This window comes from Nocardia sp. NPDC050717 (genome assembly GCF_040654275.1).
Classification (GTDB): domain Bacteria; phylum Actinomycetota; class Actinomycetes; order Mycobacteriales; family Mycobacteriaceae; genus Nocardia.
This window is the reverse complement of sequence record NZ_JBFAHR010000001.1, coordinates 772,776-794,777: the sequence shown is the minus strand read 5'-3', so window position 1 is coordinate 794,777 and position 22,002 is coordinate 772,776. Positions and strand designations below refer to the sequence as shown.

23 protein-coding genes are annotated in these 22,002 nt (G+C 69.1%); 13 read left to right on the top strand and 10 right to left on the bottom strand.

The features are described 5' to 3' along the window. Positions 1-100: 100 nt before the first annotated feature. Positions 101-1,507 carry a class II fumarate hydratase gene (locus AB0H56_RS03690; protein ID WP_357156667.1) on the top strand — a complete coding sequence of 469 codons (1,407 nt, stop codon included), beginning with the start codon at positions 101-103 and terminating at the stop codon, positions 1,505-1,507. Positions 1,508-1,560: 53 nt separating this feature from the next. Here the strand turns inward: AB0H56_RS03690 and AB0H56_RS03685 are convergent, their stop codons facing one another. The 3 genes from AB0H56_RS03685 to AB0H56_RS03675 form a co-directional block, all read right to left on the bottom strand. Next, positions 1,561-2,415 carry an acyl-ACP desaturase gene (locus AB0H56_RS03685; protein ID WP_357156665.1) on the bottom strand — a complete coding sequence of 285 codons (855 nt, stop codon included), beginning with the start codon at positions 2,413-2,415 and terminating at the stop codon, positions 1,561-1,563. Between the two features lie 69 nt (positions 2,416-2,484). Next, positions 2,485-3,114 (bottom strand): esterase, encoded by a 630-nt coding sequence (locus tag AB0H56_RS03680; RefSeq protein ID WP_357156663.1) that lies wholly within the window; start codon positions 3,112-3,114, stop codon positions 2,485-2,487. A 182-nt stretch (positions 3,115-3,296) separates the two neighbouring features. Then, positions 3,297-4,670: a PhoH family protein gene (locus AB0H56_RS03675; RefSeq protein ID WP_357156661.1), complete on the bottom strand. Its 1,374-nt coding sequence runs from the start codon at positions 4,668-4,670 to the stop codon at positions 3,297-3,299. Between the two features lie 299 nt (positions 4,671-4,969). Between AB0H56_RS03675 and AB0H56_RS03670 the strand changes: the two genes are divergently transcribed. Then, on the top strand, positions 4,970-5,242 hold the full coding sequence (locus tag AB0H56_RS03670) for a hypothetical protein (protein WP_110036676.1): 273 nt from the start codon (positions 4,970-4,972) through the stop codon (positions 5,240-5,242). A gap of 1 nt (position 5,243) precedes the next feature. On the opposite strand, the gene AB0H56_RS03665 is transcribed toward AB0H56_RS03670, so the two are convergent. Together AB0H56_RS03665 and AB0H56_RS03660 are read right to left on the bottom strand one after the other, a co-directional pair. Further along, positions 5,244-5,663, bottom strand: coding sequence for a limonene-1,2-epoxide hydrolase family protein (locus AB0H56_RS03665; RefSeq protein ID WP_357156659.1), 420 nt, complete (start codon positions 5,661-5,663; stop codon positions 5,244-5,246). A gap of 9 nt (positions 5,664-5,672) precedes the next feature. Continuing rightward, the gene (locus AB0H56_RS03660; RefSeq protein WP_357156657.1) at positions 5,673-6,389 is read right to left on the bottom strand and encodes a TetR/AcrR family transcriptional regulator; all 717 of its coding nucleotides are present in this window, start codon (positions 6,387-6,389) and stop codon (positions 5,673-5,675) included. 111 nt (positions 6,390-6,500) lie between these two features. Between AB0H56_RS03660 and AB0H56_RS03655 the strand changes: the two genes are divergently transcribed. From AB0H56_RS03655 to AB0H56_RS03625, 7 genes are all read left to right on the top strand, one after another. Beyond that, positions 6,501-7,673 (top strand): FAD-dependent monooxygenase, encoded by a 1,173-nt coding sequence (locus AB0H56_RS03655; RefSeq protein ID WP_357156655.1) that lies wholly within the window; start codon positions 6,501-6,503, stop codon positions 7,671-7,673. A 33-nt stretch (positions 7,674-7,706) separates the two neighbouring features. Further along, positions 7,707-8,690 (top strand): LLM class F420-dependent oxidoreductase, encoded by a 984-nt coding sequence (locus tag AB0H56_RS03650; protein WP_357156654.1) that lies wholly within the window; start codon positions 7,707-7,709, stop codon positions 8,688-8,690. A gap of 175 nt (positions 8,691-8,865) precedes the next feature. Further along, on the top strand, positions 8,866-9,201 hold the full coding sequence (locus tag AB0H56_RS03645) for a hypothetical protein (protein WP_357156652.1): 336 nt from the start codon (positions 8,866-8,868) through the stop codon (positions 9,199-9,201). Beyond that, entirely contained in the window at positions 9,198-10,439 is a 1,242-nt protein-coding gene (locus AB0H56_RS03640; protein ID WP_357156651.1) for a hypothetical protein, read from the top strand. Before AB0H56_RS03645 ends, AB0H56_RS03640 begins: the two co-directional genes overlap by 4 nt. Next, the gene (locus tag AB0H56_RS03635) at positions 10,436-11,083 is read left to right on the top strand and encodes a hypothetical protein (RefSeq protein WP_357156649.1); all 648 of its coding nucleotides are present in this window, start codon (positions 10,436-10,438) and stop codon (positions 11,081-11,083) included. The genes AB0H56_RS03640 and AB0H56_RS03635 overlap by 4 nt, the downstream gene beginning before the upstream one ends. Next, positions 11,080-12,186 carry an RDD family protein gene (locus AB0H56_RS03630; RefSeq protein ID WP_357156647.1) on the top strand — a complete coding sequence of 369 codons (1,107 nt, stop codon included), beginning with the start codon at positions 11,080-11,082 and terminating at the stop codon, positions 12,184-12,186. Before AB0H56_RS03635 ends, AB0H56_RS03630 begins: the two co-directional genes overlap by 4 nt. 132 nt (positions 12,187-12,318) lie before the next feature. Next, positions 12,319-12,876, top strand: coding sequence for a hypothetical protein (locus AB0H56_RS03625; RefSeq protein WP_357156645.1), 558 nt, complete (start codon positions 12,319-12,321; stop codon positions 12,874-12,876). Positions 12,877-12,961: 85 nt separating this feature from the next. Here the strand turns inward: AB0H56_RS03625 and glyA are convergent, their stop codons facing one another. Beyond that, a complete protein-coding gene (glyA, locus tag AB0H56_RS03620) occupies positions 12,962-14,257 on the bottom strand; it encodes a serine hydroxymethyltransferase (RefSeq protein ID WP_280302687.1) in 1,296 nt (431 codons plus the stop codon). Positions 14,258-14,398: 141 nt separating this feature from the next. On the opposite strand from glyA, the gene AB0H56_RS03615 reads away from it, so the two are divergent. Next, entirely contained in the window at positions 14,399-14,539 is a 141-nt protein-coding gene (locus AB0H56_RS03615; protein WP_357156643.1) for a hypothetical protein, read from the top strand. Position 14,540: 1 nt separating this feature from the next. On the opposite strand, the gene AB0H56_RS03610 is transcribed toward AB0H56_RS03615, so the two are convergent. After that, a complete protein-coding gene (locus AB0H56_RS03610) occupies positions 14,541-15,743 on the bottom strand; it encodes a DUF885 domain-containing protein (RefSeq protein WP_357156641.1) in 1,203 nt (400 codons plus the stop codon). 200 nt (positions 15,744-15,943) lie between these two features. On the opposite strand from AB0H56_RS03610, the gene coaA reads away from it, so the two are divergent. Then, positions 15,944-16,876 carry a type I pantothenate kinase gene (gene coaA / locus AB0H56_RS03605; RefSeq protein ID WP_110036687.1) on the top strand — a complete coding sequence of 311 codons (933 nt, stop codon included), beginning with the start codon at positions 15,944-15,946 and terminating at the stop codon, positions 16,874-16,876. Here the strand turns inward: coaA and AB0H56_RS03600 are convergent. From AB0H56_RS03600 to AB0H56_RS03590, 3 genes are all read right to left on the bottom strand, one after another. Beyond that, positions 16,873-17,988 (bottom strand): hypothetical protein, encoded by a 1,116-nt coding sequence (locus tag AB0H56_RS03600; protein WP_357156639.1) that lies wholly within the window; start codon positions 17,986-17,988, stop codon positions 16,873-16,875. The two genes, coaA and AB0H56_RS03600, sit on opposite strands and share 4 nt — an antisense overlap. Positions 17,989-18,067: 79 nt before the next feature. Beyond that, a complete protein-coding gene (locus AB0H56_RS03595; protein WP_233000637.1) occupies positions 18,068-18,664 on the bottom strand; it encodes a hypothetical protein in 597 nt (198 codons plus the stop codon). After that, positions 18,664-19,443 carry an isoprenyl transferase gene (locus AB0H56_RS03590; protein ID WP_110036690.1) on the bottom strand — a complete coding sequence of 260 codons (780 nt, stop codon included), beginning with the start codon at positions 19,441-19,443 and terminating at the stop codon, positions 18,664-18,666. Before AB0H56_RS03590 ends, AB0H56_RS03595 begins: the two co-directional genes overlap by 1 nt. Positions 19,444-19,690: 247 nt before the next feature. Between AB0H56_RS03590 and AB0H56_RS03585 the strand changes: the two genes are divergently transcribed. Then, positions 19,691-20,368 (top strand): hemolysin III family protein, encoded by a 678-nt coding sequence (locus AB0H56_RS03585; protein WP_357156637.1) that lies wholly within the window; start codon positions 19,691-19,693, stop codon positions 20,366-20,368. Positions 20,369-20,405: 37 nt separating this feature from the next. After that, positions 20,406-21,971 (top strand): adenylate/guanylate cyclase domain-containing protein, encoded by a 1,566-nt coding sequence (locus AB0H56_RS03580; protein WP_357156635.1) that lies wholly within the window; start codon positions 20,406-20,408, stop codon positions 21,969-21,971. Positions 21,972-22,002 lie beyond the last annotated feature (31 nt).

The following is a 22,002-nucleotide window of genomic DNA, read 5'->3' as shown; positions in this document are numbered from 1 at the left end:
ATCCGGACGAAGGGGACACCGTCCTATTCCCCACCGGGGTGTGGGATTTTCCGCTGGCGGCGCGACCCCATTCGCCGCGATCTCGTCCTAGGGTCGAGGCATGGCTGATGACGACGTGCAGTACCGCATCGAGCACGACACGATGGGTGAGGTTCGGGTTCCGGTCGACGCGTTGTGGCGCGCGCAGACGCAGCGGGCAGTGGAGAACTTCCCGATCAGCGGGCGCGGGCTGGAGCGCGCCCAGATCCGGGCGCTCGGCTTGCTGAAGGCCGCGTGCGCCCAGGTCAACAAGGACCTGGGCCTGCTCGATCCCGGCAAGGCCGACGCGATCATCGCGGCGGCGAACGAGATCGCCGCCGGGCTGCACGACGATCAGTTCCCGATCGACGTGTTCCAGACCGGCTCGGGCACCAGTTCGAACATGAACGCCAACGAGGTGATCGCCTCGATCGCGGCACGCGACGGCGTGACCGTGCACCCCAACGACGACGTGAACATGTCGCAGTCGTCGAACGACACCTTCCCCACCGCGACGCACCTGGCCGCCACCGAGGCCGTGGTCACCGATCTCGTTCCCGCGCTGGAACATCTGCGGCTGGCGCTGCTGGACAAGTCGCAGCAGTGGCGCACCGTCGTGAAGTCCGGCCGCACGCACCTGATGGACGCGGTACCGGTGACCCTCGGCCAGGAGTTCGGCGGCTACACCCGCCAGATCGCCGCGGGTATGGAGCGGGCGCTGGCAACCCTGCCGCGGCTCGGCGAGCTGCCGATCGGCGGCACCGCGGTCGGCACCGGACTCAACGCGCCAGCGGGATTCGGCGCCAAGGTCGTCGAGGAACTGGTGCGCGCCACCGGAATCGACGCGCTGCGCGAGGCCAGCGACCACTTCGAAGCGCAGGCCGCGCGCGACGGTCTGGTCGAGGCCTCCGGCGCGCTGCGCACCATCGCGGTGAGCCTGACCAAGATCGCCAACGACATCCGCTGGATGGGGTCGGGCCCGCTCACCGGCCTCGGCGAACTGCAGCTGCCGGATCTGCAGCCGGGTAGCTCGATCATGCCGGGCAAGGTGAATCCGGTTCTGCCCGAAGCGGTGACGCAGGTGGCGGTGCAGGTGGTCGGCAACGATGCCGCGATCGCGTTCGGCGGTGCGAGTGGCGCGTTCGAGCTCAACGTCTACATTCCCGTGATGGCGCGCAACCTGCTCGAGTCGATTCGGTTGCTGGCCAATGTGTCCCGGCTCTTCGCCGACAAGTGCGTCACCGGGCTGGTCGCCAACGAGGAGCATCTGCGCACCCTCGCCGAGTCCTCGCCGTCGATCGTCACCCCCCTCAACTCGGCCATCGGCTACGAGGAGGCGGCCGCGGTCGCCAAGCAGGCGCTGCGGGAGAAGAAGACGATCCGCCAGACCGTGATCGACCGCGGGCTCACCCCGGACAAGCTCTCCGTCGAGGAACTCGATCAGAAGCTCGACGTGCTCGCGATGGCCAACGTCGATCGCGAATCCTGACAAACGCCGAACGGCCGTCACCTCGCGGGAGGTGACGGCCGTTCGCGCGGGACTCAGGCCAGGTGCGCCAGTTCGGCGCGCGCCTTCTCGCCCTCTTCGCTGAAATCGGTGCGGGTGAAGATGTTCCAGCGCTGCAGCAGCGGCTTGAACACCAGCTCACCTTCGCGTGCGGGGTCGTAGATGCCCGCCTCGGCCAGTGCCTCGTCGCTGGAACCGCCGCCGGGCAGCTCGACCTGCGGGACACGGAAAGCGGCGACCTGATCGGCGATGGCGCGGACGCCCTGGTCGGGCACCAGCTCGAGGGCGGCCTCGACCAGCACAGCGAAGAACTCGGCCTGCAGCTCGTCGTCGGCGGCCAGCTTCTCCGCGATCGCGGTGACGACCGGGTTCTCGCCGAGCGCGGCGGTGTTGCGGTGGCGGATGGCGGCGGCCAGCTCCTCGAAGGCGCAGGTGGCCAGGACGTCGATCAGGTGCAGCGAGGGCCGGTTGAAACCGGCGGTCATGTGGGCCATGCGGGCCCGCTCGAGCGCGACCGGGTCGACCGCGCGAGTCACCATGAGGTAGTTGCGGATCATGATCTCGTGGCGGTTCTCCTCCGCCGTCCACCGGCCGACCCAGCGCCACCACGGACCGGTGCGCAGATGCTTGCCGAGTTCCCGATGGTAGGACGGCAGGTTGTCGGCGACCAGCACGCTCACGGTGAGCGCGAGCTTGGCGGTCTCGCTCAGCTCGGACTGTTCCGGGGTCCAGTCGGCGCCGCCGAGGAAGGCGAAGTTGCGGCCGTCGGACCACGGCACGAAATCGTGCGGCTGCCAGCCCTCGGCGGCCTCGATGTGCCTGGCCAGGTTGGTTTCCACCACGTCCGCGAGCGAATCCAGCAACTCGCGGTCGGTCAAAGTTTTCTGCACGAGGACAACCTAGTCCCTCGACCGCCGGCGCGGGGACCTTCGGGTCCCCACGCCGGGCACGTCGTCGAACTACTTCGGGGTGACGGTCGTCTGGCCGTTGACCCAGGTGATGGTGCCGCCGGTGAAGTCGCTCTGCTTACCGCCGGGGATGTCCTTCTCGTCGCTGGTGGGGTAGCCGAGGGTGCCGTTGGCGCCGCCGTTCTCCTCCCACGCCTCGCGGATGTCGCCCCAGACGATGTGGGCGCCCGAATCGCTGCTCCAGTAGATGGTGCCGCCCTCGAAGTCCTGGTACTGGCCGCCGTTGGGGCCGGACTCCTGCGCCTCCTCGGGGGCGCCCAGCGGGCTGGACGCGCCACCGGCGGCGACGTACTTCTTGTAGACCTCGCCGGAGACGGTGACCTCACCGTTGGGCGTGTTGATGGTGGTCGAGTCACCCGCGCCAGCGCCCGCGGTGCCGGACGGGGTGGCCGTGCCGGAGCCCTCCGCGCCGCCCGGCTCGGTGGTCTCGGTCGAGGAGCCGTCCGCGCCGCCGGGAGCGGTGGTGGTGGCGTCGGGCCCGCTCATGTTGGAGGTGACGCTGGCGATGGTGTCTTTGGCCTTGTCCTGATCCTCGTCGCTGCAGCCCGCGGCGAGCAGCAGTGCGGCGGCGGCGAACACGGCGGCGCCTCCGGCGGCAGTACGTCGAGCGAAGTGGTTCATATCCATCCTCTCGCGAGTAGCCCCCCGGGGCACACCCCGGAATGGAGCCTGGCCGACATCCGCAACGGCCCGGCGGAACGTTGTTCGCCGAGCCGTTGCTGGATTGGTGTCGCCGCGGATAATACCCACAGTTCACGGTAATCAAACGGATTACGGGCCGCGACGCGACCCGATTGCCGTGATTACGCGTTCGGTCCGTACTCCTCGAGCATCTCGGTCACCAGCGCCGCGATCGGCGAGCGCTCGGAACGGGTGAGCGTGATGTGCGCGAACAGCGGGTGACCCTTGAGCTTCTCGATCACCGCGGCCACGCCGTCGTGCCTGCCGACCCGCAGATTGTCGCGCTGGGCGACATCGTGGGTGAGTACCACGCGCGATCCGGTGCCGAGCCGGCTCAGCACCGTGAGCAGCACATTGCGTTCGAGCGACTGCGCCTCGTCGACGATCACGAACGAATCGTGCAGCGAGCGACCGCGGATGTGGGTCAGCGGCAGCACTTCGAGCATGTCGCGGCTGAGCACCTCCTCCATCACCTCGCGGCTGGCCAGCCCGTCGAGCGTGTCGAAGACGGCCTGCGCCCACGGGCCCATCTTCTCGCTCTCCGAACCCGGGAGGTAACCCAGTTCCTGGCCGCCCACCGCGTACAGCGGCCGGAACACGACCACCTTGCGCTGGGTCCGCCGCTCCAGCACGGCCTCCAGTCCGGCGGTCAGCGCGAGCGCCGACTTGCCGGTACCGGCGCGACCGCCCATCGAGACGATGCCGATGCTCTCGTCGAGCAGCAGATCGAGCGCGATGCGCTGCTCGGCCGAGCGGCCGTGCAGGCCGAAGGCCTCCCGCTCCCGCACCAGCTGGACCCGCTTGTCCGGGGTGACCCGGCCCAGCGCGCTCGAGCTGCTGCCGAGCAGCCGGATGCCGGTGTGGCAGGGCAGTTCCCGCGCCTCGTCCAGGTCGATCACCGAATCGGTGTAGAGCTGGTCGATCTGGGCGCTCGCGACATCGAGTTCGACCATGCCGCTCCAGCCGGAGGTCACCACGTCCTGGGCGTGGTACTCGTCGGCGGCCAGGCCGACCGCGCTCGCCTTGACCCGCAGCGGGATGTCCTTGGACACCAGCACCACCTCCTCGCCCTCGGCCGAGAAGTTCAGCGCACAGGCGAGGATGCGGGAATCGTTGGTCTCCGAACGGAATCCGGCGGGCAACACCGACGGATCGGTGTGGTTGAGCTCCACCTGCAAGGTGCCGCCCTCGGTGCCGATCGGCAGCGCCTGATCGAGCCTGCCGTGCTTGACACGCAGGTCGTCGAGCATGCGCAGGGCTTCCCTGGCGAACCAGCCGAGTTCGTGGTGGTGCCGTTTGGCCTCCAGCTCGCTGATGACGACCAGCGGCAGTACCACCTTGTGTTCGCCGAACCTGGTGACAGCCCAGGGATCCGAGAGCAGGACCGAGGTGTCGACGATGAAAGTCTTGCGACCGGAACGCGAGGGGCTTGCCCCCTTCTTCGAGGCCGAGGCCGTGTGCATCGCGGGGGCGGAAACGGAGCGTGCAGCAGTCACGGTGGGCTCCTTATGTGTTCGCACGGCACCCGCGCGAACGATCTCGCTGGACCGGTCCGTCCTGTAGGTGGCTGGTCAGCCACCTCTAGGGCCGGGTGCCGGCCCTCTCGCACTGAGTAGCTCAGTCACGGTCAGGACCTCCCGTACGAGTCACACCGACGCGACCCGCATCACCGACGCTACCGGTCGACACCCCGTGCGCGCTGCCGGACAGCCGGACGTGTCCGTGAATTTGTCGTTAACCGGCGCCGTCGCCCCGGATCCGGCGCGATGTCACCGGCGAGCGCTAGAGTCGGACCATGACGCAGGAGCAGGATCTGGAGAAACTGTCGTCGAAGGAACTGCACGACCGGGCGGTGAAGACGGCCGTTCGGCACGGTGACGTGCGCTTCCTGTGGGAGCTGCTCAAATCGATCCCGGCCGCCCAGGCCGAGGCGGGCGACCTCGGCGAGAGCGAGGCCGACATCAGGTACGTGCTGCCGATGATCGACGACTACTTCCACGCGGGCGACGGCAAACTCGCCGACGTCCTACGGCCGACCTATCTGGAGTACCTGAACAAGCACAGGTAGGTCAGCGGCGCAGGACCGCGCGGGCGGCGCCGACGACGGTGCCGCGCAGCACGTTGCCCATGCTGAACCGGTCGTCCCACAGCACGATTCGGCCCGCGCGCAGTTCGAAGGTGCCGGTGACCCAGAACGAGATCGTCACCGGTCCGAGACGCAGGTGATCGGTGCGGTCGGTGAGCACGATGTCACCGTCGCCGGCGATGTGGTGCATGTCGGCGGAGAAGGCGAGCTGCGGCCGGTTCAGGCCGCGCAGCAGGCCGGCGACGCGGTCCTTGCCGCGCACGCTCGGCAGGCCTGCGTTCTTCCAGACGATCTCCGGGTCGAGCAGCTCCAGCGCCTCGTCGACGGCGCCGACCTCCATGGCGGCGAAGAACTCGCGGACGACGGTGACGGCGTTCTCCGGCAGCTCCGGCTGGTCGTTCATGCTGCGAGCCTAGGGCGTTCGCGGGCTAGAGACCAGACCCCGCCGCTCGATCAGCACGGCCAGTCCGTCGAGGATCCGCTCCACGCCGAAGTCGAACGCGTCGTTCGCCCCGCTGGTCGAGGCGGCCTCCTCGGCGAAGGCCGCGCTGACCGCGGGGAACCGGTCGCCCGCCGCGCTCATCATCGCGGTGAACTGCTCGACGACCTGGTCGTTCGCGCCGTCGCCCACCGAATCGACCTGCTGGGCGAGGCTGCGCGCGTGGCCGTTGAGCAGCACGATCGTGTCGAGCCGCTCGGGGCCGGTGAGGCCGGTGCCCGCGGTGGCGGCGAGCGCGGCCTCGGTCCAGCTCAGCTCGTTGGGGCCGATCGGGCGCAGGCCGAGGGTCAGTTCGATGGTCCACGGGTGGGTCCGGTAGCGCGCGAAGATGGCCTCGACCCAGGCCCGCAGGTCGGCCCGCCAGCCCTTGCCGCCGGGCTCGGGCGGCGTGCCCATCGCGGCGTCGAGCATGAGCGCGGTCAGTTGTTCCTTGCCGGGGACGTACCGGTACAGCGACATCTTGGTGAAGCCGAGGCCCTGGGCCAGGCGCTGCATCGACAGCCCCGCGAGCCCTTCGGCGTCGGCGAGCGCGATCGCGGACGCCACGATCCCGTCCAGGGTGAGGGCCGGTTTGGGGCCGCGGGTGGGGCGCTGGGCGGTCCCCCACAGCAGTTCGACGGTGGTCGGCATCGTCGGTCCTCTCGAAAAATCCCCGATTGACACTCGAACTGTGTCTACCATACTCTAATCCGTGTCCGTCGGATACAGATTCTATCGGACACAGATCATGAGGAGAAGATCATGCGCGTACTCATTTCCGGCGCGAGCATCGCGGGCCCGGCCCTGGCCTACTGGCTGCATCGGTACGGCTTCGAGGTCACCGTGGTCGAACGCGCGCCCGCGCTGCGGCCGGGCGGCCAGGCCGTCGACTTCAAGGGCCGCACGCATCTGACGGTGCTCGAGCGCATGGGCGTGCTCGACGCGGTCCGCACCCGGCGCACCGGCACCACCGACATGGTGTTCGTCGACGAGGCGGGCCGCGAGCTCGCGGTGATGTCGGGCGAATTCACCGGCGGTGACGTCGAGATCCTGCGCGGCGACCTCGCCGAGATCCTGTACGAGCGCACCGCGGGCTCCGTCGACTACGTCTTCGGCGACACCATCACTGCGCTCACCGACACCGGCGACGAGGTGCGCGTCGAGTTCGAGCACGGGCGGCCGCACACCTTCGATCTGGTACTCGGCGCGGACGGAATCCATTCGCGGGTCAGGAAACTCGCGTTCGGACCGGAAGCGGACTTCGTCCATCACCTCGGCCGCTACTACTGCGTGGCCGGTGCCAGCCGATGGACCGATACGAGCCTGCCGCGCGAACGCGCCCGCGGTTTCGCACACAACACCCCGGGCAAGCTCGCCGTCGACGGCGGGTCCAAGGCGCAGCAGATGTACATGTTCACCAGTCCCCCACTGGATTACGCGCGCGAGGACACCGCAGCGGCCCGCCGGATCATCGAGACCACCTTCGCCGACATGGGCTGGCACGCCCCGCGCATGCTCGCCGAACTGGCCGAATGCGACGACATCTACCTCGACTCGATCAGCCAGGTCCGGATGCGCGGCGAATACACCCGTGGCCGCGTCGCCCTGGTCGGCGACTCCGCCTACGGCAACACCCTGGCCGGCTTCGGCACCGGCCTCGCCGTCGTCGGCGCCTACGTCCTCGCGGGCGAACTGGCCACCGCCGCAGGCGATCACGTCACCGCCTTCGCCGCCTACGAGCGCATCATGCGCCGCTACGCCAAGATCGCGGGCAACTCCAACGCGGGCCCGTTCCTCGCCCCGAAGACCGCGCTCGGCATCCGGGCGCGCAACTGGTTCCTCGGCTCCCGCCTGTTCACCCTCATGCTGAAATACGGCGACAAGGCCGCCAACGACATCGACCTCGTCGACTACCCGTCATTGATCCACGCTTGACCTGGAGTGCACTCCAAGTCATACGCTTTTCGCATGAGCATTCGCCTCGGCTACCAGATGCCCAACTTCAGTAACACGGACTCGGTGCGTGAGCTGTTTCCCACGGTGATCGCGCAGGCCAGAGCCGCGGAGGCGGCGGGATTCGACGCCGCCTTCGTGATGGATCACTTCTATCAGCTGCCGGGGATCGGGCAGCCGGACGAGCCGATGCTGGAGGCCTACACCGCGCTCGGCGGGCTGGCCACCGCGACCGAGCGAATCCAGTTGTCCGCCTTGGTCACCGGCAACACCTATCGCAATCCGGCGCTGCTGGCCAAGACCGTCACCACGCTCGACGTGGTCAGCGGTGGGCGGGCCGTGCTCGGCATCGGCGCGGGCTGGTTCGAGCTCGAACATCAGCAGTACGGGTTCGAGTTCGGCACCTTCACCGAGCGGTTCCAGCGGCTGGAAGAGGCGCTCGAGATCATCGCCCCGATGCTGCACGGACAGCGTCCCACCTTCGACGGCCGCTGGTACCACACCGAGAACGCGATGAACGAGCCGCGCGTGCGCGACGACCTGCCGATCATGCTCGGTGGCGGCGGGGAGAAGAAGACGTTCGGCCTGGCCGCCCGCTTCGGCGACCACCTCAACATCATCAGCAACGCCTCCGAACTGCCGCGCAAGATCGAGGCACTGCACCAGCGCTGCGCCGAAGTGGATCGCGACCCGGCCACCCTCGAGACCAGCTTCCTGGCCTTCGTCATCGCCGACGAGGACGGCGACCGCGCCCGAAAGCTGCAGTCCGACATGCTCGCCCGCGCGGGCATCGATCTGTCCACCCTCTCACCGGAGGAGATCCGCAACACCCCCGCCGACCGCCAGTTCGTCGGCACGCCCGACGAGGTCGCCGAGCAGATCCAGCAGCGCGTGCTCGACCACGGCATCGACGGCGTGATCGTCAACATGATCGCCAACGGCCACGAGCCCGGCGTCATCGAGGCCGCGGGCCGCGCACTGAAGCCCCTGGTCGGCTGACCTTTCCTTCTCGTTCCGAGGGCTGTCCACCCGCGGTACCGGCAGCCGGTATCGCGGGTTCCCGCTATGTTGGCTCCCTGGATCACACGACCCTTCGGTCCGTCGCCACAACGCGAGGGAACCGAAGAGGCGATTCGTGCGTCCAACCAACAGAACGAGAAAACGGGGAGGGTAGATGACCGGGATTCTCCAGGTCGACATCGATGTCCTGGGCAAGACCGTCCAGTTGCTGCGGGGAACGGAGCAGGTACTCACCGACGCCATGAACGCGATGTCCGAGAACGGGAATGCCGACATCGGTACCGCCAAGCTGAACGACGCCGCCGACAACTTTCAGAGCAAGTGGAAGTACGGCATCGAACGGATCTGTGAGTCCGCGACCGCTACCGCCGACGGAATCGCGCAGTGCCACACCGCCTACCAGCAGCTCGATACGGCGGTGGCGCAGGCACTCGCCCAGGCGGGCACGCAGACCGATCCACAGGCGGTCACTCCGGGGGCCTCGAATTGACCGAGAACCCCTACCCGAATCTCGGGTTCAACCCCGCCCCCGGGGACGCCACCGAAGTCGCCACCCTCAGCACGAAGGTCAAGACCGCGGCTGACGCCGTCACCGAGACCAACGCGCTGCTCACCAGCATTCGCAACAGCAACGAGGAAGTGTGGAAAGGCAAGGCGGGCGATGCCTTCCGCGCCGGCTTCGACGCCACCCTCGCCCAGGACCTCGGTCTCGCGCAATCCTCACTGCAGCAGGCCGACACCGCGATCGCGGCGTGGTATACCGCTCTCGTGGCTTTCCAGGACACCGCGAAAGGCCTGGAGACCGAGGCCGCCACCGCCAGGTCCAATCACGCCCAAGCGGTCACCGCGCTCCAGCAGGCCAAGGCCAATCCCGATTTGGGCCTGGCCAACAAGACCTTTTCCGACGTGTCCGAGCTGGCCGACGCCCAGTCCCGGCTGAACGCCGCCAATGCCCAGGTGACCTCGGCCTCGACCGCGGTCGACAACTGCCAGGCGGCGATCGACGCGATCATCGCCCGCGCGAAAGACCTCGAGATCGCGCACAATGCCAAGGCCGCCGCCACGGCGACCGAGCTGGAGTCCGCCGCGAACTTCGCGCCGAGCGAACCGGACAAGAGCTGGTGGGACAGGCTCACCGAGTGGATCGATGAGAACCGCGATGCGATTCACGAGGTGCTGTCGACCACCTCCGCGATCGGCGGCATCCTGGCACTGGTCACCCCGCCACCGATCAGCGCGATCGCGTTGGGCATCTCCCTGGCCGCCGGCGCGGGCGCGCTGGCCCTGACCGCCACCAACGACGAATTGCGCGACGACCTCGTCAACGGCAGCTGGACCGAGAAGCTCGGCGCCGGCGCGACCGTCGGCGGTGATCTGCTGAGCGTGGTGCCCGGCGCCTCGGGGGTGTTCAAGGCGGGCAAGGTGGCACTCATGGGCGGCGGCGCCGATGATCTCGGCAGATTCGGGATGATCGCGCAGACCTGGGGTGAAGCGGCGAACGACCCGGGTCTCGTGGCCCGGGTCCTCACCGACAGGAACGCATTCGGCGTCACCGACCAGCTCGCCTCCTCCGGCGCGACCACGGGTGTGCATTCGCTGCTGCAGCTCACCGGAGTCGAGGGCAAGCACTTCATGCAGGAGAGTCCGGCGACCGCGCTGGCGGTGCTGCAGCGGATGACCGGCGCCTCGTACAAGACGATCGATCTGTCCCAGGGAGTTGGAGATTGACAGCCCACACCACGCCTGGCGGGTCGACCACGTCGCTCTCGGTCGTCCTGCCGCGCGGCTACTACGAATTGCCGTTGGACACGATTCACGAAGCGGTCGAGTCGGCCGAGAGCATTGTCGAGTTCCTGCCGGCCGAGGTCGCCAACGTTTTTCCGGAAGTGGCAACGGCCATCGCCGACCTACTGACCGTCCTGCGCACCAACAACGCCCGCTATTGCGCGATTGGTCAGCACGCCGCCGCCGACGGCACACTGGTGACATCGTGGCTGACCATCTCGCTGCTGGATCGCGGCCGCGCCCAGAACCCGCGGATGACTGTCGCCGAACTGGCCGCGGAGAAGGCAGCCGACGGCCGCGGCGCGCATATCGAGCCGGTCGAACTCGGCGGGCGCACAGTCCTGTTCGTCGAGTCGATGACAACCTATGCCGTCGTTGACGATTCCGCGCAGGCGCAGCCTCCTGGTCGGGCCGTCCATCAGATCGAGGCGATCGTCGTCGCCGATGACGGTGCCCGCATCGCCGTCGCCGTGCTGTCGACCGCCGACGCGGAGTACGGAACCGATTTCGGGGCGATGATGGTGTTGCTCGCAGGCTCGATCACCTTCGACACCGTTGTCCATCAACAATTCACGCTCGCGCTGTGACCGGAACCGACGTTCGCGTGGCGCGGGCCTGGAGCACGCCGCGAACCCGCTCGACACTCCTCTGGACCACCGTGCGTGCGCTGGCCGTGCTCGGGCTCGGCGTGGGATGCGCGGTGGCGTTCGTCTACTTCGTCGACGTGTCGCAGACAGCGACCGGGCAGACGGCGCAGGATGCCGACCGGCTGGCGCTGCTGTGCTTCTTCGCGGTCTTGCCGCTCACCGTGACGGGAATCGTCATGACCCGAACCGCGATTCGGCGGTGGTTGTCGGCCCGGCATCGATGGCAGGTATGGCACATCGAGTCACTTCGAACCGGAATCCAGGAATGGGTCCACCTGATCGATGACCAGGGGACCATCGCAGGCACGGTGGTGCTGCGGAAGTGGACATCGCGCACGTTCAGCGGCGACGACAGGTTGGTGTGGTTCGCCGGGGTGCCGAACAAGGCGGGCCTCATCGCGAAACCGGGCGGAGCCGGCACCCAGCTGGCTTACCGTTCACTCTTCTACACGCCGCCGCGCTTCGGCACCTCGCTGTTCGTCAAGAGCGACCCTTCTGCTCCGTCTGCGCGGCCGCGCGACTCTTCTTCGGCGACAACCTCCGAACCTCCCTGTAAGCACGGCGGATTGGACGATTCCGCATTCCCTTCACCGCGCAAGCTTCGTCGAACACTGGCCTACGCGCTCGACATCGCCCTCCATCTGGCGATCGGTATCGGTGTCGTGTTCCTCAGCGACGAGGCGACGCGGCATGCCGCGACGCATCGGGAATGGAACAGTCCCCAGCTCGCGTGGTGGACGGTGATCGGATATTTCTTGCTCGCGTCGTTCATCGACCGGGCCGTCCTCCAATCCGTGACGAAAACAACGCTGGGCAAAGCCGTGTTCGGCCTGGTCGTCATCGACCGCGAGACGGGCCGCTATCCCCGCGCGCGCCGGCTGTTCGCGGCCTGGCTGATCGGGGTGATCATGCCGCTGCTGCTCCTCGGCGACAGTTCCGTGCCGGAACGCCCCGAGCGCTATCTGCTCCCGGCGGTGCGTCGCACCGATGCCCGACGGGTGCTCGGACAGCCCGCGTCATCGAGGCCGCGGGCCGCGCACTGAAGCCCCTGGTCGGCTAGCCCGCCGAGCCGGAATCGGCAGCCCCGCCACCGGCGGACAAGCCCATCGGGCTAGGTTGTACGCGCCCCCCGTAGCCGAATTCGGGGGCGCGTTCGACGTATTGGGGAGGGTTTCATGCGGGGGTTGTCGGCGGGTGTCGCCGGGGTCATGATCGCGATGGCGGTGGCGGGCTGTGTGCCGGACCGGAAGGTGCCGGTGCCCGCGCCGACGTCGACCGCGGCGCCGACCACCAGCTCGAGCGTGATCACGCTGGGGCCGGACACGAGCGAGGTGTTGCCGACCTGCGCCGAACTCGGCGCGCTGCCCGGCTTGCCGACGGGCGCGGCGGCGGTGCCTGCGCCCGAGACCAAGGACAACCCCGTGAAATGCGAATGGCGCGGCGGCGACACGGGTGCGCAGATCAGCGTGTGGGAGTACGCGAAGCCACCGCTCGCCAATGCCAGTTTCACCAACATGCTGATGCTGTGCCCCGGAGAGGAGTTCGACCCCGTCGGCGTCTCCGACCGGTCCGCCTGGTGCGCCCGCAAGATCGCCCCGGCCTGCAACCTGATCGCCATCCAGGGCATCTTCTACATCGACGTTGTCTGGACAGCCGCCGCGGGCACCGACGAATCCGCGTGTCGCAAGCACGCCGCGGCCCTGAGCGGTCAGGTGTCCGAACTGCTCGGCTGACCAGGCCGCGACAGGTGCCCGCGGGCCGAAAAGCCGCAGGTCCCGCCGACACTGGGTCGACGGGGCCTGCGGTGCGATTTCGGGCTCAGCCGAGCAGGCGCCAGTCCTCGAGGCCTTGGTAGAGCGGGACGCTCTGGGCCAGCTTGGCGACGCGGGCGCGCAGGGTCTCGGTGTCCGAGGTGCCTGCGAGGGCGGCGGCGATGATGTCGGCGACCTCGGTGAACTCGGCGTCGCCGAAGCCACGGGTGGCCAGCGCGGCGGTGCCGATGCGCAGGCCGGAGGTGACCATCGGGGGACGCGGATCGAACGGCACCGCGTTGCGGTTGACGGTGATACCTACCTCGTGCAGGAGGTCCTCGGCCTGCTGACCGTCGAGCTCGGAATTGCGCAGATCCACCAGGACCAGGTGCACGTCGGTGCCACCGGTCAGCACCGAAACGCCCTTGTCCTTCACATCGGCACCGGTCAAACGCTCAGCCAGGATCCGCGAACCCGACAGCGTGCGCACCTGACGGTCCTTGAACTCCTCGGTCGCGGCGATCTTGAACGCGGCAGCCTTGGCGGCGATCACATGCATCAACGGGCCACCCTGCTGACCGGGGAACACCGCCGAGTTCAGCTTCTTGGCGAACTCCTGCTTGGCCAGGATCAGGCCGGAGCGCGGACCACCGAGGGTCTTGTGCACCGTGGAAGACACCACGTCGGCATACGGCACCGGCGAGGGGTGCAGACCGGCGGCGACCAGACCGGCGAAGTGCGCCATGTCGACCCACAGGTAGGCGCCGACCTCGTCGGCGATCTCGCGGAACTTGGCGAAGTCCTGGTGGCGCGGGTAGGCCGACCAGCCGGCGACGATCACCTTCGGCTTGGCCTTCAGCGCGATGTCGCGCACCTCGTCCATGTCGATGCGGTGGTCTTCCTTCGACACACCGTAGGAGTGGACGTCGTAGAGCTTGCCCGAGAAGTTCAGGCGCATGCCGTGGGTGAGGTGACCGCCGTGCGCGAGGTCGAGGCCGAGCAGGGTCTCGCCCGGGTTCATCAGCGCCATCAGCACCGCGGCGTTGGCCTGCGCGCCGGAATGCGGCTGCACATTGGCGAATTCGGCGCCGAACAGCTCCTTGGCGCGGTCGCGGGCCAGGGTCTCCACCACGTCGACGGCCTCGCAGCCACCGTAGTAGCGACGGCCCGGGTAGCCCTCGGCGTACTTGTTGGTGAGCACGGAGCCCTGCGCCTGCAGGACCGCGCGCGGCACGAAGTTCTCCGAGGCGATCATCTCGAGGGTGTCGCGCTCGCGGGCGAGCTCGCCCGCCATCGCGGCGGCCAACTCGGGATCGAGCTCACCGAGAGACTGGGTATTCACCGAAGCGGTCGTCTGCGTCACGACCCTCAGTCTATGGGCCGCGCGCGAACGCCCGAGCAGGGGGATAGCGCAACCCGGCCGCCACCGCCACCCGGGAGACGCAGCTCACAGGCTCGCCGAGCCGGTCGGGCAGAGCCGGAACCCGTAACAGCGCCTGCGCGGGTGACCGATGACACAGGCATGAACTCCCTGCCCGTCACACCGGCCATCGCACCGTCCAACCCCATCGAGGCGCTGCTGCTCCAGCTCCAGTACATCGTCTGCTCGCTGTTCAACCCGGGCGGCTGCGCCATCATCATGTAGGTCACACCGGCATGCGCCGGATCGCCCCCGGCGTGAGCGGCTCGTCGAGCAGCCTGCCGAACCGCTCGACCCGGTCCTGCGGGTCGATCGCCTGGTCGAGCCAGCCGCCGAGCAGGCGGTAGCCCTCCACGTAGGTGCTGATGTAGGCCCGCCACAGCGGCGAGGACAGGAACCGCAGCGACTGGCGCGCCCGCTCCGGCGTGGCCAGGCTCCAGCGCTGCAGGAACGCGGCGACCTCGTCTTCGCCGCGATGCTGATCGTGCAGCAGCAGCGCCGCGTCCTGGCGCACGCTGAGCAGCTTCGCCGAGGCGGTCGAGAACCGTTCGGCTCGTTCGCCGTCGAAGCGCAGGCCGAGATCGGCGTAGATCTCCTGCGCCCACACACCCCAGCCCGGACCGATGATCGACTGCAGCGCCAGGTCGGCCAGGCCCTCGGCCATCAGGCACTGCGGGGTGTTGACCAGGAACAGCGTCTGCTCGTCCTCGCCCGCCGCGACCAGCCCGGCCTCCTTGCGGCAGTGCTCGGTGTGGTGGCCGGGGTAGGCCTCGTGCGCGATGAGCGCGGGCAGATGCCCCATGTGCTGCTTGAGGTCGGAGTTGATCGCGACCTTGGAGTGGTAGTTGCCCAGGTAGTAGTTGAAGCCGGACCAGGGCTTGTCACCGACCACCTCGTAGGTGACGGTCTCGATGTCGGGTAGCGGGTAGCGCGCCCGCACCCGCTCGCGCAGCGCGCTGGAGAACGCCTCGACGCACACCGCGAGCCGCTCCGGCGGGATCTCGTCACCGCGCCGGTAGGCGGCGGCCCGCTCGGCCAGTGGCCCGTCGCCGCCGAGCACCTCGTCCATCTGCCGGTGCGCCTCGCGGTAGTCGTCGGGGTCGCCGGGGGCGATGTCGACATCGAAGTAGGCGCGGACCTCGTCGACGAAACCGATGTCCTCACCCGCGAACTTGCGGGCCGAGCACTCCATCGCCACCAGGTGGGCGTCGAGGAACTCGGTGCGCCGCGCCGACAGCCCGGCGTCGGGCAGCTCGGCCCGCAGACCCGCCGCGCGCCGCGCCAGCTCGGGGGGCTCGGGGGCAGGCGCGTTCTCGCTGTCGCGGCGCAGCTGCGGGTCGCCGGTGTAGGCGTCGACGAAGCCCTCCTCGAGCCGGTCGAAAGCCAGTCCGAGCCGCAGGTATTCAGTGACAAGTGGATGAGACCCCATGCCGTCCGACCTTACGGGGTGAATCCGAAAAGCGGGCCCTACCTCGGCGTTGTGACTCGTTACCGACCGGTAGCCAAACCCCCTGTTGCGCGCGGATGGCCGGGACGGAGCACAATCGCGGCATGCGGTCAGAGTTATCCCGGATCTCACTGGACGGGCAGCCGAGCTGTGCGTGTGCGCCCGGACGGAGCGTCGGGTAAGTGGCACGGATGAGCGAGCCGAGCCCGTATGTGGAGTTCGACCGGAAGCAGTGGCGCACCCTGCGCAAGTCGACTCCCCTGGTCCTGACCGAGGAGGAACTCACCGGACTGCGCGGTCTCGGCGAGCAGATCGATCTCGAGGAAGTCGCCGAGGTCTACCTGCCGCTCGCCCGGCTCATCCACCTGCAGGTGGCCGCGCGGCAGCGGCTCTTCGCCGCCACCGCGACCTTCCTCGGGGAGAAGCACCCGGACAAGCAGGTGCCGTTCGTGATCGGCGTCGCGGGCAGCGTGGCGGTCGGCAAGTCGACCACCGCGCGCGTGCTGCAGGCGCTGCTGGCCCGCTGGGACCACCATCCGCGGGTCGACCTCGTGACCACCGACGGATTCCTCTACCCCACCGCCGAGCTCACCCGCCGCGGCATCATGCACCGCAAGGGTTTTCCGGAGAGCTACGACCGCCGCAAGCTGCTGCGCTTCGTCACCGAGGTGAAATCGGGCGCCGAAGAGGTGTGCGCGCCGGTGTATTCACACATCTCCTACGACATCGTGCCCGACGAGAAGCACTGCGTGCGCCAGCCCGACATCCTCATCGTCGAGGGTCTCAACGTGCTGCAGACCGGTCCGCGGCTGATGGTCTCGGACCTGTTCGACTTCTCCATCTACGTCGACGCCAGGATCGAGGACATCGAGAACTGGTATGTGCAGCGCTTTCTCGCGCTGCGCAAGACCGGCTTCGCCGATCCCGAGGCGCACTTCCACCACTACTCCGCGCTCAACGACGAGCAGGCCACGGCGGCCGCGCGCGACATCTGGAACTCCACCAACCGGCCCAACCTGGTGGAGAACATCCTGCCGACGCGCCCGCGCGCGACCCTGGTGCTGCGCAAGGACTCCGACCACACCATCAACCGGCTGCGCCTGCGCAAGCTCTAACCTGCGCGGGCCACCGGGGCGCCGAGGGAGACCACCTGGGTGGCCAATTCCGTTCGGGTGCCGTCCTTCTCGACGACGAGCACCCCGCGCGGAGTGTCGCGGGCGTCGGCCGGGTCGCCGGCGACGACCTGGACGACCGATTCCCGCACCCGGGGCAGCATGTCGACGACCGGCTGCTCAGCGACCGGCGCCCAGCCCTGCGCCGCCGACTGCAACCGGTCGACCGCGCTGGGCGCGCCGGGCTGATCGGCCCACTTCCTGGTGGTGACGGTGATGGTGCCGTCCGCGCCCCAGCGCGGGCTGTAGGCGACCGAGCATTCGCCCGGCAGCGCCGGCAGTTCGGTGACGGCGTTGGTGCGGACGTCGATCGTCGCGACATGACCGGTCCCGCAGGAGGCGCTGCGCGCGGTCGAGCCCGCGAGCACGAAGGTGTGCCCGTCGGGTCCGGCGGCCGCGGAGAGTTCGGCGCCGAGCCCGGGTACCCGGCCGAGCGGCAGGATGACGTCGTCGGCGATCGCGTAGAGGTGCGTCTTCTCCCACCACAGCCCCCGCGACTCGACCCTGGCCAGCAGCAGGTACTCGTCGGTGGCCGCGACCAGCCGGGCGCCGTCCCAGCCGCCGCCGGTGCGCGGCGTCGGCGACTCCGGCAGGTCGACATCGCGGCGCGGTTCCGCGGGTGTGGTGCCCGCCAAATCGATGGTCATGATCTGGCCCGGCTCGCGCCACCAGGCGACCACCGCGTCGCGCAGGGCCACCGCGTCGGTGCAGTCGCATTCGGTGCGCGTCACCGCGCCGTCGCTGACCCGCAGCGCCACCAGGGTCTTCGCATCGGTCTCGACCGCGAAGGCGTACCGGCCGTCGCGGGTGAAGTTCACCGCCGCCGAGGAGTAACCGAAACCGCCGGGCGCGCGGACGGTCTCGGTGCCGCGCACGACGGCCAGCTCACCGGCGGTGCGGTAGGCGAACACCGCGCCGGCGGCGTCCGGCTGCTCGGCCGGTGTCATCGCGGGCAGCGCGGTCGGGTCGGCACCACATCCCGCGGCCAGCAACACCGCTGCGAGCGCGGCGAACACCGCGCGCCTGCCCCGCCCCGGCTCGATCGCAACTCCCACAGCTCACCCCTGCACGTGTCGTCGGGCTCGTCTCGCGCAGCAGCCTACTGCGCGCCGGTCCGCGACCGCGGCGACTCACCTACAACTTCCAGGCCGCGTCCAACCTGGTGGCCACGTCGATGTTGCGGACCGCCGCGATCTCGGGCTTCCTGATCTCCTGGGCGATGTAGCGGGCGACGAAGCGGCGGATCTCGTGGTCGACGCTGGCCAGTACGCGCAGCAGCTGCCCGCGCTTGGTCGCGCTGGCGACGTTGACCCGCACGTCGCTCGGGCGCGGTTCGGCGATGTCGATGACCACGCGCAGCGGGTCGGCGGTGCGCGCGGTCAGGTGCAGGTGCACGGTGCCGTCCACCTGGAACCGCGACCGGTCCACCGCGAGGTCGACCACCAGATCGACGTGCAGCGGGATGGTGAGCTCGAAGGAGATGTAGGCGTCGACGAAACGCAGAATGCGCGGCTGCCCCAGCTCGACCTGCGCGGTCACCTTCGCCAGGCGGCCGGGGCCGACCCCGATCGGGCCGAAATCGAAAGCGGCGCCGGTGAGTTCACCGAAAGCCTCGGCGATCCGCTGCTCGGATACGGCGTATTCCAGGAAACGCCTGCCGAATTCCTCGTAGCTGATGTAAGAAGACTGATCGGGCTCCACTGCCCGCAGAGTACGCGAGCCCGGTGACATCACACGCCGAAACGGCGGTGCCGTGCGGCGTAGTCGCGCAGTGCGCGCAGGAAGTCGACGCGCCGGAACTCCGGCCAGTACGCCTCGGTGAACCAGATCTCGGAGTAGGCGCTCTGCCACAGCAGGAATCCCGAAAGCCGTTGCTCGCCAGAGGTTCTGATCACCAGGTCGGGGTCGGGCTGGCCCGAGGTGTAGAGGTGCTGACCGATCGCGTCGACGGTGATCGACTGCACCAGGTCCTCACCCGACTCGCCCGCGGCGATCTCCTGGCGCACCAGGGAACGCACCGCGTCGGTGATCTCCTGCCTGCCGCCGTAGCCGACCGCCACGTTCACGTGCACCCCGTCGCGGCCGCTGGTCCGCTCGGCCGCCGTGCGCAGCCGCTTGGCGATCAGCTCGGGGAAACCGGCCAGCGAGCCGACGATCCGCACGCTCCAGTTCTGCTCCGGCGCCGACAGTTCCTCCACCACATCGGTGATGACTTCGAACAGCGTCTCCAGCTCGTCGGGGTCGCGGCGCAGGTTCTCGGTGGAGAGCAGGTAGACGGTCACCATGTCGATGCCCGCGTCGGCGCACCAGCCGACCAGTTCGGCGATCTTCAGCGCGCCGACCCGGTGGCCGTGGCTGACGTCGGTGAAGCCGTTCTCGCGCGCCCAGCGGCGATTGCCGTCACACATCACCGCCACATGGCGGGGATGCTGCTTGTCGGCCAGCTGCTTGGACAGTCTGGCTTCGTAGATGCGATACGGCAGTCCACGCACCCGACCAAAGAACTCCACCCACGCACCCTAGCCTCCCCCGCCTCTCCGCGACTTGGCCGGTATTGAGTGGGTGGGAAGTTGCGCATCGGGCATCCGGTCAGGTGCGTCCCGGGCGGGAGGTGGATGGGGAGTTACCCATGTGCCCACGAGATCAGCGGGGCGCCCTGGTGTGGCTGTCGGCACGTTCCTGGTGGTGGCGGGGCGTTCTCACGTAAAGTAGGACCGCAACCTACGGTACCGTAGGTTTCAATCCTTGGAGGGTTTCGTGGAGGCTGTCACCGTGGGGATCGGCGAGGCTGTCGGCCTGGGGAAGCCGCGGTTTCGCGGGTGGATCCACACCTGGGCCGTCGGGGTCGCCGCCGTCGCGGTGGCGGTGCTCGTCGGCGTGGGGTTCTCGGAATCGGCGACGGCGGGCTGGTCGACGCTGGTGTACGGGGTGTCGGTGATCGCGCTGTTCGGGATCAGTGCCGTGTATCACCGGGTGACCTGGCGCAGCGTGCGCGCGCGGGTGCGGATGAAGCGGGCGGATCACTCGATGATCTTCCTGTTCATCGCGGGCAGCTACACGCCCTTCGCGCTGCTGGGGCTGCCCGGCCCGACCGGTCGCACGCTGCTGATCGTGGTGTGGGCCGGCGCGCTGGCCGGGGTGGCGCTGAAGATGCTGTGGCCGACCGCGCCGCGCTGGGTCGGCGTCCCGCTCTATCTGCTGCTCGGCTGGGCGATCGTGCCCGTCGCGCCGGAACTGCTGCGCAATGTCGGGGTGTGGCCGCTGGTCCTGCTCGCGGTGGGTGGTGTCATCTACAGCGTCGGCGCGATTCTCTACGCGACGAAGTGGCCCAATCCGTGGCCCGAGCACTTCGGCCATCACGAGTTCTTCCACGCGGCGACGGTGGTCGCGGCGGTCTGCCACTACATCGCGATCTGGTTCGTGCTGCTCGGCTGACCGGCGCGTGCGCGCCGCGGCGTCGGCACGGCCTTCTATGCTCGATATTCGTGTCACCCGTCAGCGCAGACAGCGATACCACGGCGCCTCCCTGCCGGTGGCCGGGGCGCGCGCGGTGAACGCGCTGCTCCGCTGGGCGCTGCGCAGCTATTGGGGACTCGCCCTGGTGGTGATCACCGCCAATCTCATCGGGCTCGGCGCGATCTTCCTCGTCGCCTGGGCCGACGGCGTCTTCGGCCGGGTCGGCCCGAACTGGCGTGAAGCCGCGTCGCTGCTCGGGATCTATCCGGCCTTCGCCGTCGGCCTCGGCATCGCCATGGCCATCTACGACCGCCGGCGCTACCTGGGCTGGCTCGACGCCGGACGCAAACCGACGACCGAAGAGGCGCGCAGGCTGCTCGCCCTGCCCGCCGCCATCACCCTGCGCGCGATCGTGCTGTGGATCCCCGGCATCGCGCTGACGGTGTGGCTGGTCGACCGGTTCACCGACTACGACAACGACGCGGTGGTGATCGCCGGATTCGCCCTCGGCGCCCTCGAATCGGCGGGCACCACCTATCTGATCCTGGACCGGCTCATCCGGCCCGCCGTCCCGATCATCACCGCGGTCCTCGGGCCCACCGTGCATCCCACCGCCACGGTGCTCGTGCGCGTGCTGGTCACCTGGGCGGTGTCGGCGGCGCTGCCCGGGCTCATCATCATCGTCGTGCTCAGCGACCGGGCCACGCCCGCCGAGGACCGGGTGCGCGCGGCCTGGATCTTCTCGATCGTCGCCCTGTGCGTCGGCGCGCTCGCCACGGCGCTGCTGGCCCGCTCGGTCGCGACGCCCATGCGGGCGATGTACCGGGCGCTGGAGCGGATCACCCGCGGCGAGCTCGACGTGCGCGTGCCGGTCGGCAGCGCGAGCGAGATCGGGCGGCTGGAACATTCAGTCAACGAGCTAGCGGCGACGCTGCGCGAGCAGGCGCACACCGAGGACGTGTTCGGCAGGCACGTCGGTTCGACCGTGGCCGAGCGCGCGCTCTCCCGCGGCAGCGATCTCACCGGTGACGTGCGGATCGTCTCGGCGCTGTTCGTCGACGTCACCGGGTCGGTGCAGCTGTCGGCCGAGATGGCGCCGGACCAGTTCGTGCACAAGCTGAACCGGTTGCTGGCGACCGTGGTCGCGGCCACCGAGGACAACGGCGGCCTGGTCAACAAGTTCGCGGGCGACGCCGCCCTGTGCGTCTTCGGCGCGCCGTCGGCGCTGGCCGACGACGCCACCCCCGCCCTGCGCGCCGCGCGCCGCATCCGCGACGAGGTGGTCGCCACCGGCGAACTCGACGTGGGCATCGGCGTCGCCCGCGGCCAGGTCTTCGCCGGTGACGTCGGCGCCGACACCCGCCTGGAGTTCACCGTCATCGGCGACGCCGTCAACGAGGCCGCCCGCCTCACCACGGTCGCCAAGGAGGTGACGCGCCGAGTCCTGGTGAGCGACTCGGTCATCCAGGCGGCGACCGCCGCCGAGCGCGCCCACTGGCAACGCCACAAGGACCTACGCCTGCGCGGCATCCCCGGCCGCACCCGCACCTGGACCGACATCAGACCGGGCCGCGAACGCTGACCGGCGCGCGAGCCGAGGCCGGGACAGCGCC